This is a genomic window from Ruegeria sp. ABM4_193 (assembly GCF_056158705.1).
This window is the reverse complement of sequence record NZ_JBSWTT010000001.1, coordinates 1,553,404-1,569,256: the sequence shown is the minus strand read 5'-3', so window position 1 is coordinate 1,569,256 and position 15,853 is coordinate 1,553,404. Positions and strand designations below refer to the sequence as shown.

Annotated in this window: 14 protein-coding genes; 5 read left to right on the top strand and 9 right to left on the bottom strand. The window is 57.3% G+C overall.

Going from position 1 to position 15,853, the window contains the following annotated elements; translation table 11 throughout:
• Both pgl and zwf read right to left on the bottom strand, forming a co-directional pair.
• Complete coding sequence (gene pgl, locus ACXADZ_RS07870; RefSeq protein WP_475194652.1) at window positions 1-672, bottom strand: 6-phosphogluconolactonase; 672 nt, start codon at window positions 670-672, stop codon at window positions 1-3.
• On the bottom strand, window positions 669-2,123 hold the full coding sequence (zwf, locus tag ACXADZ_RS07865) for a glucose-6-phosphate dehydrogenase (RefSeq protein ID WP_475194650.1): 1,455 nt from the start codon (window positions 2,121-2,123) through the stop codon (window positions 669-671). The genes pgl and zwf overlap by 4 nt, the downstream gene beginning before the upstream one ends.
• Window positions 2,124-2,287: 164 nt before the next feature.
• Here zwf and ACXADZ_RS07860 point away from each other — a divergent pair, with 164 nt between their 5' ends.
• Window positions 2,288-3,241 carry a radical SAM protein gene (locus ACXADZ_RS07860; RefSeq protein WP_475194648.1) on the top strand — a complete coding sequence of 318 codons (954 nt, stop codon included), beginning with the start codon at window positions 2,288-2,290 and terminating at the stop codon, window positions 3,239-3,241.
• On the opposite strand, the gene ACXADZ_RS07855 is transcribed toward ACXADZ_RS07860, so the two are convergent.
• A complete protein-coding gene (locus ACXADZ_RS07855; RefSeq protein ID WP_475194645.1) occupies window positions 3,242-3,937 on the bottom strand; it encodes a lipid-binding SYLF domain-containing protein in 696 nt (231 codons plus the stop codon).
• A gap of 101 nt (window positions 3,938-4,038) precedes the next feature.
• The gene (locus ACXADZ_RS07850; protein WP_171090293.1) at window positions 4,039-4,308 is read right to left on the bottom strand and encodes an usg protein; all 270 of its coding nucleotides are present in this window, start codon (window positions 4,306-4,308) and stop codon (window positions 4,039-4,041) included.
• A 192-nt stretch (window positions 4,309-4,500) separates the two neighbouring features.
• Here ACXADZ_RS07850 and gyrA point away from each other — a divergent pair, with 192 nt between their 5' ends.
• Window positions 4,501-7,224: a DNA gyrase subunit A gene (gene gyrA, locus ACXADZ_RS07845; protein ID WP_475194642.1), complete on the top strand. Its 2,724-nt coding sequence runs from the start codon at window positions 4,501-4,503 to the stop codon at window positions 7,222-7,224.
• A 107-nt stretch (window positions 7,225-7,331) separates the two neighbouring features.
• On the opposite strand, the gene ACXADZ_RS07840 is transcribed toward gyrA, so the two are convergent.
• From ACXADZ_RS07840 to ACXADZ_RS07825, 4 genes are all read right to left on the bottom strand, one after another.
• On the bottom strand, window positions 7,332-8,027 hold the full coding sequence (locus tag ACXADZ_RS07840; protein WP_475194640.1) for a THxN family PEP-CTERM protein: 696 nt from the start codon (window positions 8,025-8,027) through the stop codon (window positions 7,332-7,334).
• A gap of 448 nt (window positions 8,028-8,475) precedes the next feature.
• Window positions 8,476-9,945, bottom strand: coding sequence for a carboxypeptidase M32 (locus tag ACXADZ_RS07835; RefSeq protein ID WP_475194637.1), 1,470 nt, complete (start codon window positions 9,943-9,945; stop codon window positions 8,476-8,478).
• A 4-nt stretch (window positions 9,946-9,949) separates the two neighbouring features.
• Window positions 9,950-11,095 carry a heme A synthase gene (gene ctaA, locus ACXADZ_RS07830; RefSeq protein WP_171668330.1) on the bottom strand — a complete coding sequence of 382 codons (1,146 nt, stop codon included), beginning with the start codon at window positions 11,093-11,095 and terminating at the stop codon, window positions 9,950-9,952.
• Window positions 11,096-11,154: 59 nt separating this feature from the next.
• Window positions 11,155-11,898 (bottom strand): RNA methyltransferase, encoded by a 744-nt coding sequence (locus tag ACXADZ_RS07825; protein WP_171668331.1) that lies wholly within the window; start codon window positions 11,896-11,898, stop codon window positions 11,155-11,157.
• A 163-nt stretch (window positions 11,899-12,061) separates the two neighbouring features.
• On the opposite strand from ACXADZ_RS07825, the gene ACXADZ_RS07820 reads away from it, so the two are divergent.
• Window positions 12,062-12,682: a thiamine phosphate synthase gene (locus ACXADZ_RS07820; RefSeq protein WP_171668332.1), complete on the top strand. Its 621-nt coding sequence runs from the start codon at window positions 12,062-12,064 to the stop codon at window positions 12,680-12,682.
• Between the two features lie 7 nt (window positions 12,683-12,689).
• On the opposite strand, the gene ACXADZ_RS07815 is transcribed toward ACXADZ_RS07820, so the two are convergent.
• Window positions 12,690-13,832 carry a HupE/UreJ family protein gene (locus ACXADZ_RS07815; RefSeq protein ID WP_475194634.1) on the bottom strand — a complete coding sequence of 381 codons (1,143 nt, stop codon included), beginning with the start codon at window positions 13,830-13,832 and terminating at the stop codon, window positions 12,690-12,692.
• 169 nt (window positions 13,833-14,001) lie between these two features.
• Here ACXADZ_RS07815 and ACXADZ_RS07810 point away from each other — a divergent pair, with 169 nt between their 5' ends.
• Together ACXADZ_RS07810 and ACXADZ_RS07805 are read left to right on the top strand one after the other, a co-directional pair.
• Complete coding sequence (locus tag ACXADZ_RS07810; protein WP_171183404.1) at window positions 14,002-14,895, top strand: PfkB family carbohydrate kinase; 894 nt, start codon at window positions 14,002-14,004, stop codon at window positions 14,893-14,895.
• Window positions 14,892-15,803, top strand: coding sequence for a pseudouridine-5'-phosphate glycosidase (locus ACXADZ_RS07805; protein WP_475194632.1), 912 nt, complete (start codon window positions 14,892-14,894; stop codon window positions 15,801-15,803). Before ACXADZ_RS07810 ends, ACXADZ_RS07805 begins: the two co-directional genes overlap by 4 nt.
• The last annotated feature ends 50 nt before the right edge of the window (window positions 15,804-15,853 follow it).

The following is a 15,853-nucleotide window of genomic DNA, read 5'->3' as shown; positions in this document are numbered from 1 at the left end:
TCACTCCGACCAATGGACAGTTATACCGCTCAGCACTGCGGCGATTGGTGCATCTTCCGGTGGCAGCGACATCGCCTTTTCCAAAGCGTCACGCTTTGCCTGACCATAGATGATCAGGTGCTTTGACAGCGCGCCGTCCAAAATCGGTGCTGTCAGCGAAATGCGCGCTTCGGGTTGCACCTCTGTACGCGCAACAGCCAGCGTTGGCGCACTACTGTCCAGCGCTTCCGCCAAACCTTCCATCCCAGGAAACAACGAAGCCGTATGCATGTCGTCTCCCATACCAAGCACCAGAACCGACAACGGTAAAACCGGTGCGATCAGGGATTCAATTTCAGGCAGTGCCGCCTCGGGTTCCGCACCGGGTACATAGAGCGGGATGTAATGCGCGGCAGAAGCTCGGTTGGTCAGCAGTCTTTCACGGATCAAGCGCTCGTTCGAACGCTCGTGATCGACAGGTACACAGCGTTCATCGGTGGGTAGAACACGCACACGGTCCCACGCCAGATCAGCCGCACAAAGGCTGTCAAACACTGGCCCCGGCGTTGTCCCACCGGGAACGGCCAATGCGACTGTCTCATGATGTAGCAGTGCAGCTTTCAGATCACCCGCCAAGGTATTGGCTACGTCGATGGCCAGCATTTCTCGGTCTGCATATTCCAGAATATTCATGGCTTGATTCCTTGCCAACGGCGACCGTCTCTTTTCATCAGCAGCTCGGCGTCGCCCGGCCCTGTGCTGCCGCTGTCATAAGGTTTCGGCACGTCACCGCGCGCCAGCCAGCCAGCGATGATCGGATCGGTCCAAGCCCAGGCGGCCTCGACCTCGTCCCCGCGCATGAACAGCGTCTGGTTGCCCCGGATCACATCCATCACCAACCGTTCATAAGCATCCGGCGGGTCCTGATTTTCTGGTCCCAAGGCTTCGGCAAAGCTCATGTCCAGAGGAACATCGACCAGACGCATCCCACCCGGTCCCGGTTCCTTGATCGTCACCTTCAGGGTGATCCCTTCATTGGGTTGCAAACGGATCGACAATGCATTGGCGTGCCGTCCGGCTTCTTCCCCGAAGATCGAATGCGGCGCGTCCTTGAACATAACATTGATCACCGAAGATCGCGCCACCAACCGCTTACCCGTGCGCAGATAGAATGGTGTACCAGCCCACCGCCAGTTGCTGATGTGGGCCTTCAACGCCACATAGCTTTCGGTGGTCGAGCGCGGATTGCCAACACACTCCCGGTATCCCGGCCCATCTGGCCCTGCAGCGAACTGGCCGCGCACAATGTGATGGGGCTCTACCTGGTCAAGCGCTCGGATTACCTTGAGTTTCTCGTCGCGCACTGCGTCAGGATCAAATTTGGCCGGAGGTTCCATCGCGATCAGGCAGAGCAATTGCATCAGGTGGTTCTGCACCATGTCTCGCATTGCGCCTGCGCGCTCGTAATACTCCTCGCGCCCGGAAATCCCAACGGTTTCCGCAACCGTGATTTGGATATGGTCGACATATTGGCTGTTCCACAAGGGTTCGAACAGCATATTGCCAAAGCGCACAGCCATAAGGTTCTGCACGGTTTCCTTACCCAGATAATGATCGATCCGGTAAATCTGGCTCTCGTCGAAATGCGCAGCCAGCGTGGCATTCAGGGCCCGCGCACTGTCAAGATCATGGCCAAACGGTTTTTCCACCACGATGCGGGTGTCGTCCGTCGCCAGATCATGCGCCCTGACCCGCTCGGCCAACGGGCCGAACAAACCTGGCCCGACAGAAAAATAAAACGCCCTTATGCGGTCCGGCGACAGCTTTTCGCCCAGAACATCCCAGCCTTCTGCAGTCATTGCATCCAGCGACACGTAATCGAGCCGCTGCAAAAACCGCGTCAGCGCCCGGCTGTCCTGCGCCCGCTTTGGTGCGTGTTGGCGCAATGCCTCGGCAACCATCTCACGAAATTCTTCCGCAGTATGGTTCGCCCGGGCTGCGGCAAGAATATTAGCATCCTCATGCCATTGCCCCGCACAGAACCGACGGAAAAGCGCAGGCAGGATTTTGCGCTGTGCCAGATCGCCGGTACCGCCGAAAATGATCAGATCAAAAGGATCAACTGGGATGACGCGTGAAACCATAAGCTGTCCTTACCCCGCCCCTTTCGGCATGTCCAATGTTAGCGCAATCAAAATTGAAAACTCAAAGCTCATCAAAACTCTGTCAGAACCGTCGCGTCACCCTTACCAAATCCCAAACAACACGCTAGTTCAAACCGACGACATCATAAAAACCGGATGCGGGAATGAAAGACAACGCCCCACAGCTCGCCAATATCGGCAAGTTTCAAAACAAATTGGTGACGGCAGACGGGCAGACCCGCGCAACAGTTTCACTGACCCAGCCAGACACGCTGTGGTTTAACACAGGTACGCTGTGCAACATCGAATGCGTCAACTGTTACATCGCCAGCAGCCCGACCAATGACGCTTTGGTTTATCTGACCGCTGATGAGGTTCGTGACTATCTGGATCAAATTAAAGAGCGCAACTGGCCCGTGCGCGAGATCGGCTTTACCGGCGGCGAACCCTTTATGAACCCCGAAATGATCGAGATGACGCGTGCCGCGCTGGAACGTGGGTATGAGGTCCTGATCCTGACCAATGCGATGGCCCCGATGATGCGCCGCAAGATGCGCGAAGGTTTGCTGGACCTGCAGGGCATGTACAACGACAAACTGACCCTGCGCATCTCGGTCGATCATCACCGCCCCGACCTGCACGATGAAGAGCGTGGCAAAGGCAGTTTCGACAAAACCGTTGCCGGAATGGAATGGTTGCGCGATCACGGTTTCAACATGGCGATCGCAGGCAGAACGGTTTGGGGGGACACGGATACAGAGAGCCGCGCTGGCTATGCTGCATTCTTTGCCCAGCATCGCTTTGACATCGACCCCAACGATCCGGCGCAGACCGTTTTGTTCCCCGAGATGGACGAGACCGTGGAAGTGCCTGAAATTACAACCGCCTGCTGGGGAATTCTGGACAAATCCCCCAATGCGGTGATGTGCGCAAGTTCACGCATGGTGGTCAAACGCAAAGGCGCAGACCGCCCTGCCGTTCTGGCCTGCACGTTGCTGCCTTACGAACCAGAATTCGAGATGGGGCACAGCCTGGCCGAAGCCGAGGCGGATGTTCACCTCAACCACCCTCATTGCGCCAAGTTTTGCGTTCTCGGCGGTGCCAGCTGCTCGGGGTAATCAGTTCAGTTCGGGCGATTTCCAGAACTTGGTGCCGGATGCACCTGCTGACACGCGCCAACCTTTTTTGCTGAGCACAAAGAAAGAGCGCCCGTCGGTAAAGCGCACGGTTTCGCCCGTTTTCTCTTCACCATACATGGCACCAGTTTCAGCCGTTGCGTCATAGCCATGGGTTATAAAGTGTTCCAGGTCTGCCGGGGTTTCGAACAGGATCACAAACTTGGTCTCAAAGCCGCCAATGCCGATGGCCGCGCCCACACCACCCGTGCCCATGTTCATATAGGTGTGCTCCCCAGTGTCTTTTGAAACGGCCACACCGCGCCCATACCCTGCCGAAACCGGAAAGACCGAAATCTTGCGCGAGTTGAAGGCCGCATAACCTGCACTGACGTCATAAAGTGACTGCGCTTCGGGGTTTTCGGCAAGCAACTGATCAAGGATCTCTCCTGCCATCACGTCCAGCTTGGCACGCGTTTCTTCCGGTGTCGCTTCGTTGGACAGCAAATCCGAAGTGGAATTGATGGTTTCATCGACGGCCTCAGCGCCTTTGCTGATTGTGTCACCGACGCCTTCCGCGCCACGACCGATCGCGTCTGCGGTGTTTTCAGCACCTTTCTTGATCTTGCCCAGAACACCTTCGGCAAATACAGGGCCACTCAGGCTCAGCATTGCAGTAAAAAGTACCGCTCGTTTCATCGTTTTTTATCCTGTGGCTCCAACGAATTGGCTGCCACCATACCCGACTTGCTCTAAATGAGAACGGGTATTTCGATGCTCGGTCAGACTTTCACATCTGCTTAGTTCACCCGAAACTCACCCACCATGTTGCGCCATTCGCCCGGCGCAATCATTTTGCGATGGGTAAATTTGACGGAATGAAGCGGCCCCTCGATCTCTCGCTGCCAGAAATCGATGAATTCGAACAGTTTCGGATGATCCGGCGCAAGGTCGTATTCCTGCCAGATGAAAGTGTTCAAGACGTGGATATAGTCGGGCATGTGATAGAAGAATTCTGCCGTTGTCAGACCGTACCCTTTAAGCATCAATTCGGTTTCGCTTGGGTTCATGCGGACCTCCGGTTTGTTGCAAGGTCTCTTCAGGCTAGCACAGAAACCTTCTAATTCTTGGATAACAATATGTTACCGGGACGTTACCGTGGTTTTTCGCACTCAATGCGCTGCTTGCTTGCACCTTATGTGCCGGGTCTGATAAGGTGCATCCACAAGATATAGACCCAAGCCAAAGATCGGGCAGTTTACGTGAGCGATACGCCAGAAATTCCTGAAAACATGGACGAAACCCCGCCAGAGCGCCCAGTTTATGACGGCCCGACGGTCTCCATCGAATCCGAAATGCGCACGTCCTATCTGGACTATGCCATGTCGGTCATCGTATCGCGCGCGATCCCGGATTTGCGCGACGGGCTGAAGCCGGTGCATCGGCGTATTCTGTACGCCATGCACGAGACGGGGAATACCCACGACAAAGCCTATCGCAAATCGGCGCGTCCGGTTGGCGATGTGATGGGTAAGTACCACCCGCACGGTGACTCAGCTATCTATGACGCGCTGGTACGAATGGCGCAGGATTTCTCGATGTCGCTGCCTTTGCTGGATGGTCAGGGCAACTTTGGCTCGATGGACGGCGATAACCCAGCGGCCATGCGCTATACCGAAGTGCGGATGGACAAACCAGCTGCCGCACTGCTGGCTGATATCGAAAAAGAGACCGTTGATTTTCAGGACAACTACGACGGAAAGGACAAAGAGCCAACCGTCCTGCCCGCGCGTTTCCCGAATATGCTTGTCAATGGCGCCGGTGGTATCGCCGTGGGTATGGCGACCAATATTCCGCCGCACAACCTTGGCGAAGTCGTCGATGCGACTCTGGCCCTGATCGACGATCCTGACCTGACCTCAGATCAGTTGATTGAATATGTCCCCGGCCCCGATTTCCCAACGGGTGGCGTCATGCTGGGCCGATCTGGTGCGCGCAAAGCCTATCTGGAAGGTCGCGGCAGCGTCATCATCCGCGCCAAGACCCGTGTCGAAGAAATCCGCAAGGATCGCTATGCGATTGTCGTGGATGAGATCCCGTATCAGGTAAACAAGGCCTCGATGATCGAAAAGATCGCCGAAGCGGTGCGCGAGAAACGGATAGAAGGCGTCAGTCACGTGCAGGACGAATCCGACCGCAATGGCGTACGGGTCGTGGTCGAACTGAAGCGCGATGCGACGCCCGAGGTGGTCCTGAACCAACTGTTCCGCTTCTCGCCGATGCAGACCTCGTTCGGCTGCAACATGCTGGCCTTGAATGGAGGCCGACCCGAGCAGCTGACCCTGCGCCAATTCCTGACGTCCTTCATCGACTTCCGCGAAGATGTTGTGGCACGTCGCACCGCGTACGACCTGCGCAAAGCGCGAGAGCGCAGCCACATCCTGTGTGGTCTGGCCGTGGCCGTGTCGAACGTGGACGAGGTGGTTGCCACGATCCGATCCTCGGCAGACGCCGCCGAAGCGCGCGAAAAACTGATGACCCGCCGTTGGCCGGCATCCGAGATCGAAGGCTATCTGCGCCTGATCGACGATCCTTTGTCAAAGATGAATGACGACGGCACCTATAACCTGACCGAAGTTCAGGCCCGCGCGATCCTGGAATTGCGCCTGCAACGCCTGACCCAATTGGGTGTCAAAGAGGTCACGGACGAGCTGGAAGAACTGGCCGCCAAGATCAAGGAATATCTGGATATTCTGTCCTCGCGCGAGCGCATCATGGGCATCATCGCAGATGAGCTGCGCAGCGTCCGCGAACAATTCGCCGTCGACCGCCGTACCGAGATCGTCGACTGGTCCGGCGACATGGAAGATGAAGACCTGATCGAGCGTGAAGACATGGTCGTGACCGTCACTTCGGGCGGTTACATCAAGCGCACGCCGCTGGCCGACTTCCGCGCGCAGAAACGTGGCGGTAAGGGCCTGTCGGGGATGCAGACCAAGGAAGAGGACGTCGTTACCAACCTCTTCGTGGCGAACACGCATACCCAACTATTGTTCTTCACCACCGAAGGGATGGTCTACAAGCTCAAGACCTGGCGCTTGCCGCAGTCCAGCCGGACCGGCAAGGGCAAGGCGATCGTCAACATCCTGCCGATCCCGACCGGTGTGTCCATCGCCGCTATCATGCCCGTGGACGTGCCGGATGAAGAGTGGGAAAACCTGCAAATCGTCTTCGCCACAAGCGCAGGCGACGTGCGCCGCAACCGTCTGTCGGACTTCACCAATGTGCGCCGCAACGGCAAGATCGCGATGAAACTGCCCGAAGGCGTGGAGCTGGTGAATGCCCGCATCTGTTCGGAAGACGAAGATGTGATGCTGGTCACCAATTCGGGCCGCGCGATCCGCTTCCGCACCACCGATGTTCGCGTGTTCAACTCGCGCGAGTCCACCGGGGTGCGTGGCATTAAGCTGACCAATGGCGACCGCGTGGTGTCGATGTCGGTGATCCGTCACTTTGAGGCCGAAGCTGATGAGCGTGCGGCCTACCTTAAGCGACGCCGCGCCGTGGCAGGCATTGCCGACGATGGTGAGACGGATGAAGATGAAGCAGCGCCAGGTTCGATCACACAAGAACGCTATGCCGAAATGTCAGCCTCGGAAAACCTGATCCTGACCATCACCACCGGCGGAGCAGGCAAGCTAAGCTCCAGCCACGACTACCCTGTCCGCGGACGCGGCGGTATGGGCGTGGCGGCCATGGACAAGGCGATGCGCGGCGGTGAGCTTGTGGCATCTTTCCCGGTCGAGATCGACGACCAGATCATGCTGGCCACGTCGAAAGGTCAGTCGATCCGCGTCCCTGTCGAAGGAATTTCCTTCCGGTCCCGCAGTGCAGGTGGTGTCCGGGTCTTCAACACTGGCAAGGGCGAAGAAGTTGTCAGCGTTGCATGGATCGCCGATCAGGGTGAAGACGAGACAGAAGAGTAGTCGTTCCAGATTGTAAAATAGAAAAACCCGAGGTTTGCTGACCTCGGGTTTTTGCGCTTTTTTCAATCCTCTGCCGCATTAACGAACTTGCGGCAGAAAAACCTTGTCTAGGCGGTATTGCGCTTTTGGCGACGCCCGTAGGCGAACAGCCCACCGATGCCCCCAAGCAACAGCCACCCGGCAGCAGGCAGCGGAACAGGAGCGACTGTATACTGACCATAAAGCGTTGCATAATTCTTTGTCTCTTCAACTGTACTGAAACCAGTTGAAATTGTGTTCCCGCCGTCCTGTGAAAAGCCGAGCACCGAGAACACATAGTTCTGTCCACCAAAAGAGAAGTTCTGGGACCCGAGTGTGTTGGCAATGGTCACAATATCGTTGCAGGGCGTTGGATCCTGAGGACAATTTGACTGTTGGTTCACGGTCTCATTATGAGTCAGTGAAAAAGTGGAAGACACCAAAGGTCCGCCGCCGATCTGCAGATCGACGACAAGATCAACCGAACTCAGAACTTCCCCCGGAATCGGGAAGTTGAGATGAGTGAACTGTCCCAAGTCAAAAGCTGTGTCCGGCGAAAGGTTCAATATTGGTGTACCCGTCGGCGTAAAATCATAACCACTCGGGTTACTGCCACCGCCCCAACGCAGCGAAATCGTTGAACCAGAGCTGCTTTCAGTAATACCAGTCGTCGGATTGACGTTCTGCCAAGAGGGAGAAATGGCTGTTACGCTCAACGCTGAGGCGGCGCTTCCAGCCAACACCCCAACTAAGGCAATCGCAGCCACGTTGCTTTGCAGTGCCATGTGTTTAACCCCTAACCCTTCAATCACTTTTCACAAATACGCACTCCCACAGAAGTGCCACACAGACTTGAGACTAAACAGCAACCCAGACACAATTTGGACACCTTTTTTCCTCATTTGAAGCAAAAACCCTCAACATCGTTACCATTACTGCAACAGTGAGGATGAGAGAGAGCTTTTACTCTTATTGGGATACAATTCCTTTGGCCCCAAACACCAGCCCGACGTTATCTAGTAAAGGCACAATACGCGTGAATACTACCTTGGGGGATGCCGCTCGCTTTGGGCCGCAAACTGGTGACACATGCGTTTTATTGATATGACCAACTGCAATCATCTGAGGATCAAAGCATCCACATCGAAACACGGTCAAAACCCGCTCTTCTCCCGCGGCGCCACTCGGGAGGTCCCGCCTTTGTGTCCACAGGCCGAAAACTGTATATTCAGCTCACAGCCCGTATAGTGCTCCGAACTTTTCTTCCAGATAGGAAAGCAATGGCTCTGGCCCCGGCTCTACGCCGCTGGCACGTGCAATGATGTCGCGCGGTGCATAAAGCCCACCATGCTGCTGAACCTGATCCCGTAACCAGCCCGTCGCACCCGATGTATCACCGTCGGCAAGTTGGGCATCCAGTCCCGATACGGCTGCACGCAAAGCCTGATAAAGACAGCCAGCGTAAACGTTGCCCAGGGAGTAGGTCGGGAAGTAGCCGAACAGCCCAACGGACCAGTGCACATCCTGTAAACAACCATTCGAAGGTTTGTCGACCGCGTAGCCAAAATCTGCCTTGAACCGATCGTTCCACGCGGATTCGAGGTCGCTCACCTGCAAGTCTCCGGCCATCAGGGCGCGTTCCAGGTCAAAACGCAGCATGATGTGTAGGTTGTACTGAACCTCATCCGCCTCGGTGCGGATATATCCGTTGTGGACACGGTTAACGGTCGCATAGAACGCATCTGCATTGGCGATGCCGAAATCACCAAAAGCCTCGGTCATCTGTCCGAACAGCCACCCCGTAAAGGCGCGCGAGCGGCCGAGTTGGTTTTCATAGATCCGGCTTTGGCTTTCATGCACACCCATCGACACACCATTTCCAAGCGGAGTCAGCAAATAGGCTTTGTCGATACCCTGCTCATAAGCGGCGTGGCCGACCTCGTGAATGGTGGAATAGAAGCAATTGAAGGGATCCGTTTCGCTGGTGCGTGTGGTGATGCGCACGTCCAAACCGCTGCCCGAGCTAAACGGATGCACCGCCTTGTCCACCCGGCCGTTATTCAGATCATATCCAAATGTTGTAGCCAGTTTTTGCGTCAGGCGCATCTGAGTTTGTTCATCAAAGCTGCCATTCAGGGCTGCCGGTTCCGGTCGGTCCAGTACGGCGGCGCGCAAAGCCACAAGGCGCGGACGCATTTCATCAAAAATGGCCGCAATCTGCGCGCCGGTTGTATAGGGCTCATAATCCTCGACCATCGCGTCATAGACGTCACCGCCCTGCGCCAATGCCTCGCCTTCCTGCCGTTTGAGCGACACAACCTCTTCAAGCACCGGCAGGAAAGCTGAAACGTCTTCATCCGCCCGCGCCTGCGCCCAAGACCCCTGCGCAGCGGATGTCACACGGGCGATCGCTGTTGCCAGATCAGCAGGCACTTTCACCGCACGCTCATAGGCCCGACGGATTTCACGCAACTGGGCCTTACCCACTTCGTCCTGTGGCGCGGCTTGCTCAAGCCATTCCGCCACACGCGGATCGGAACGGCGCGCGTGAAGCACGGCCTCAATCGCGGCCATTTCTTCGGCACGCTGCGGTGCGGCTCCGCGTGGCATGACGGTTTCCTGATCCCAGCCCAGCCGTCCGGCAATCTGGCCCAAAGCCGAGGTTTCACGCTGAAAGGCCATGAGATCATTGAAAGCGGTCATAGGATCATACTCCGCGCAGGGATGTTGCGATGGGATAAGCGGTCAAGAACCGGGCGCGCAGGATCAGGGTCCAGACGACAACGGCCATGAACTGATGGAAGATAGCGATCTGCCAGGGCGCACCGTAGACCACGGTCACGATGCCGACGACAACCTGCAGCGCCAGCGCGGCAAAGGCGGCATTGAAGGCAAATCGTGTCTGCGGATGCGCGCTGGTCCCGCCACGACGCCAGACGATGAAAGCGAAGATGAACAGCAGATACCCCGCGCAGCGGTGAATGAACTGAACCAATCCGGGACTTTCAAAGAAGTTCCGCCACATTGGCTCCAGCGCTGTGGCATCGGGTGGGAATACTTGCCCGCCGATCAAGGGCCAGTCGGTGTAAGACCGCCCGGCGTCAATCCCAGCAACCAGCGCGCCGATGAGTATTTGTAAAAAGGCGAAATGCATCAGACCGGTGGACAGTGAGAACAGTTTGGCCTCTTTCGCGCGGCGCGCCTGCATCAGGTCGCGTTCTTCGCGGCCCAGTTCAAAGATGTACCACGCCAAGAAGCCCAGGATCACAAAAGCCAGACCCAAATGTGTGGCCAGACGATAACTGGCAACGGCGGTCATGCCCTCACCCTGCGTCACGCCCGAGGCGACCATCCACCATCCGACTGCACCTTGAACACCGCCTAAAAGGCCCGGAATCAACAGCTTACCGGTCCAGCCGGTTGGAATTTTACGTGCAGCTAAGAAACCAAAGAACCCGAGGGCCCAGACAAGTCCGATCACGCGGCCCAGTTGACGATGGCCCCATTCCCACCAGTAGATGAACTTGAAATCATTCAACTCCATCCATTGGTTTTGAATGCGCCATTGGTCGATCTGCTTGTATTTGTCGAATTCCGCCTGCCAGTCGGCCTCATTCATCGGCGGGATGGCTCCGGTGATCGGACGCCATTCCGTGATCGAAAGGCCGCTGTCGGTCAGGCGCGTCAGACCACCAACTGCGATCATAACGACGACCAGGGCAAACAGGATCATAAGCCAAACACGGATCCCCTGGCGTGCGCCGCCGCGTCCCCGGTCGATCATTCCCGGTTGCACGGCCTGTTGTTTTTCGGTGTCCGAGACCTCTTCGAAGATGCTGCGCTTACCGCTCATGCTGTCCTCATGTCCTGATTTTGTCGCAAGCTAGGGCTTGGTGGAAGATAGGTCCAGACTCAGCTTTTGTCTTTCCAGCGGACCATCTGCCGCATGATCCCATGCAGCATCTGCACATCAGCCCGCGTCATCCGCATCCGCGACCACAGATTACGCAGATTGACTTTCATACCCTCTGCTTTTTCGGGGGGATAGAAGAACCCGGCCTCTTCCAGACGATCCTCGTAATGCTCGACCAGTTTTTCCACTTCGATCCCTGTGGCCCAGTCGCCTTTGCCCAAATCGGTGGTCTCGTGCACCACGTCGCCGGTCTGGCGCATCCACTCATAGGCGGTCAGCAACACGCATTGCCCCAGGTTCAGCGAGGCGTATTCCGGGTTCACCGGAACCGATATGATCGCGTTGGCCTTTGCAATGTCTTCATTCTCAAGCCCTGCGCGTTCAGGACCAAACAGCACGGCGACTTTCTCTCCTGCTGCGACTTTCTCAGCCGCGATCTGCATCGCACGTTCCGGGCTGTAGACCGGTTTGGTCAACCCGCGTTGCCGGGCGGTGGTCGCGAAGACAAACGTGCTGTCGGCTAGAGAACCAGCCAAATCGTCAAAAAGCTGCGCCTCATCCAGCAACCGCCCCGCCCCGCTGGACATGGCGACCGCCTTGGGATTGGGCCAGCCGTCGCGCGGGGCCACGATGCGCATACGATCCAGACCGAAATTCCACATCGCACGCGCGGCGGCACCGATGTTTTCGCCCATTTGCGGGCGCACGAGCACGAAAGAGGGCTGAGATGTATCGCTGGGCATGGCTGTCTCCGAAAAGTTCCGCCCGCTCTAATCCGATGGCGTTTACAGGGCAACCCGATCCTCTTCTTCTGTTTCCAAATACCTGCTTGGCGGGCTAAAAAGTTTGCTTCCCCGCCGCAATCCGCTAAACCGCGCCAAAGACCAAAAGCCGAAGGACGCGCCCATGGACACCCCCGAGCAGCCGCAGATTTACCTGATCACGCCTCCGACCATCGAGTTGAGCACCTTCACAAGCAAGCTGGCAACGGTTCTGGACGGGGCCGACATTGCCTGCATCCGCCTGGCGCTGGCCGGAAACGACGAAGACACCCTTTCCCGTGCGGCAGATGCCTGTCGCGAGGTTGCCCATGCGCGTGATGTGGCCATCGTTATTTCGAACCACGTGCTGCTGGCCCAGCGTCTTGGTCTGGACGGTGTGCATTTGGACGACGCGGCTCGGTCCGTCAGGGCTGTGCGCAAGGAATTGGGCACAGATGCAATTGTCGGTAGTTTCTGCGGTGCCTCCAGCCATGACGGTATGACCGCTGGTGAAAACGGTGCCGATTATGTAGCCTTCGGTCCTGTTGGCACCACCGTTTTGGGCGATGGCACGCGTGCCGAAAAGGATCTGTTCCAGTGGTGGTCCGAGATGATCGAAGTTCCGGTTGTGGCCGAAGGTGGACTAACGCCCGACCTGATCCGCGACCTGGCCCCCTGCACCGATTTCTTCGGCATTGGGGACGAAATCTGGAACAGCGACGATCCGCTTGGCACGCTGAACACTCTAACAGCAGCGATGTCCTAACCGGGCATCACCCCAAAATCCAAGGCTCGGCTAGCCAATACACCCCGAGCCCTGCAATCAGGATTGAGGCCAGAGCGGAAATTCGGGCCCGCGTTCTATGCGACCCACCTGCAAGAAAAAGTGCCAGACCAAACGCAGCTGACGCCGTCAAAATGAGCGGTAGAACAACCCCGGCCCCGAACCCCAGTGCAGCGGGAAGCTGATGGTCTGGCGGCACGCCAATGGTCTTTAAGGCCGTGGCCAAGCCCAACCCAAACACCGCTCCTGCTGCAAACACCGTGAGAAGCCGCGCGACCTGTAACCGGCGGGCTACCAAGTTCCACAACGCGAGAACTATGACGAACACTGCTGGCGCCTGAACTTGAACGTAAACAATCGGATTCAGCACGCTGTAAACGGCCAACCCAAGCCCGAGGAATACACCTGCAGACAGAAATACCACCTGAACTGCAACCGGGCGCAAGGACAACGACAAAAACACAAGGCAGACGGCTAGCAGGCACGGCGCAAAAGGCGCTTGCGTGAAGTGATTGAGCCCCAGTGCAAAATAGGTCTGCAAGGTCTGTTGTGGTGTTAGGGATGCCCCACCGCGCAACGGAATCAGCGGGCTGGCCTCACCAGCCGTCAGGTAACCAGTATAAGGGGCTGCAACACCCTGTTGGCGCAGCACGATCGGTCCGGCCTCGGTTGGCCAGCGCAACCTAAGGTTAGAAGGTTGCTTCGCCAGAGGCGCAGTCAGGTACAGAATTGAAACACGCGCAGTTTCCACGTCGCCCGGATCAGGAATACGTACACCTGCATATGACAGCGTAAGTCGTTCGGGCACTTCGACCTCAACGTCCTGTACCCAACTCTCAACAAAACCTTTGATCAGAGGCTCAAAATCTGATGACGCCATTTCCCGTAGGGTTTGATACTGCGGGTCATCCAGAAGGGCTTGGTGTTGCGTTGGATAAAGTCCGACTAAAAGAGCCTCGGCATTCAAACTGACCTCAAGAAACAGCTGTTCTTCGGCGATCCAGAAATCAATCACGGTCGGAGGTGTGGATTGCGCCTGCCCTTGACCCGCATGAAAGAACGTCAGGACGCAAATATTCAAAAAGAAGACCGTAAGGGCACGAAGGATGGCACGGGAACCATGGCCATTCATACGAAACGCTCCGAAAAAAGAAACAAATCACCAATCATTGCGAGCAATTGTTCCCGCGCGGGCCTTAGATCGCAAGATCAAAAGGGGCAATTGCCTGATGATCCGGGAATATCAGTTGGCAGGAATGTTCTGACTTGCACGGGCATCACCGCTGCGGCATGACATCCTCATGACTCAGAACGCCAATATACTATGTATCGGTTCGGTCCTGTGGGACGTGATCGGACGATCAGCAAGCGCTATGCGACAAGGTTCGGACGTGCCGGGGCGCATCACCCGGTTGCCCGGCGGCGTTGCGATGAACATCGCCATGACACTCGTGCGCTTTGGTATGACCCCTACTTTGCTCACCGCAATTGGTCGCGATCCCGAGGGTGATGAGCTTGTCCACGCCTGTTCGCGGCTGGGCATGGTCACGGATCACATCTATCGCTCTCAGGATTTGCCGACCGATCGCTATATGGCCGTAGAAGGTGCAAACGGGTTGATCGCGGCCATTGCTGACGCGCACTCGCTGGAGGCTGCGGGTGCAAAGATCCTGCGCCCTTTGATGCATGGACCACTGGGCTATGAGAACACGCCCTTTGAAGGACCCATCGCGCTGGATGGCAACCTGACGCTGGACCTGTTGGAAGAAATTGCTCAAAGCCCCGCCTTTGCCCGCGCCGACCTGCGCGTGGCCCCGGCCTCGCCCGGCAAAGCGGAAAGGCTGCTACCCTTCCTCAAGCACGCCCGCGCCACACTTTACGTGAACCTCGAAGAGGCCGGCATCTTGTGCCAACGTGAATTCACCGACTCCGAATCCGCTGCCAAGGGTCTGCTGGATCGCGGTGCGCTACGCGTGCTGGTGACTGACGGCGGAAACTCAGCCACCGTAGGCAGTTCCGACGAAATTCTAACCCAAACGCCCCCGTCTGTTCTGGTCACCCGAGTGACCGGTGCCGGGGATACCTTCATGGCGGCCCATATCGCCTCAGAATCCGGCGGCGCATCGAGTGACGAGGCCTTGACCCGCGCTCTGCACGCCGCTGCAACCTATGTTTCCGGAGAAACCCCACTGTGATCGACATTCAATACTCAGCTGAGGTCCGCGCCGCCAAAGACGCAGGCCAACCCATCGTTGCGCTGGAAAGCACCATCATCACCCATGGAATGCCTTATCCGCAAAACGTCGAAGTTGCGGCTCAGGTCGAACAGGACATTCGTGATGCGGGCGCAGTTCCGGCAACCATGGCGGTGATTGCAGGTAAACTGCACGTGGGGCTGGAACCCGAGCAACTGCAATGGCTGGGACAGGCACAGGGTGTCGCCAAGATCTCGCGCGCAGACATGGCGGCCTGCATTTCGACCGGGGGCACCGGGGCCACAACCGTCGCCGCCACAATGATCGCCGCGCAGTACGCCGGGATCGAGGTCTTTGCCACCGGCGGTATCGGCGGTGTGCATCAGGGCGCAGAGACAACGTTCGACATTTCTGCTGACCTACACGAGCTAGGGCATACGCCGGTCACAGTGGTTGCTGCCGGGGCCAAAGCTATCCTGGACCTCGCCAAAACGCTTGAAGTGCTAGAGACTTTGGGTGTGCCCGTCATCGCGTTTGGGCAAGATGAGTTCCCTGCATTTTGGTCGGCAAAATCACCTTTTTCCGCGCCTCTGCGTATGGACAGTGCTGAAGCCATCGCCAAAGCCCATGCCACGCGGCGTGCGCTGGGTCTGCCCGGCGGACAGCTGGTTGCCAACCCGATCCCTGCCGCCGATCAGATAGCGGCCGGGGAACTGGCCCCGATCATCGCCGAGGCTCAGGCCGACGCGGATGCCCACCGCATCACCGGCAAAGCCGTGACGCCCTATCTGCTGCAACGCATTTTTGAGAAAACCGAAGGCCGTTCGTTAACGGCCAATATCGCGCTGGTCCGCAACAACGCACGCCTGGCCGCCAAAATCGCGCAGTCGCTGGTGCAGCAGGGTTGACGCAGCCCTATTGTACCAAAGCGACGGATTGACTACCTAAACCCCGGAAA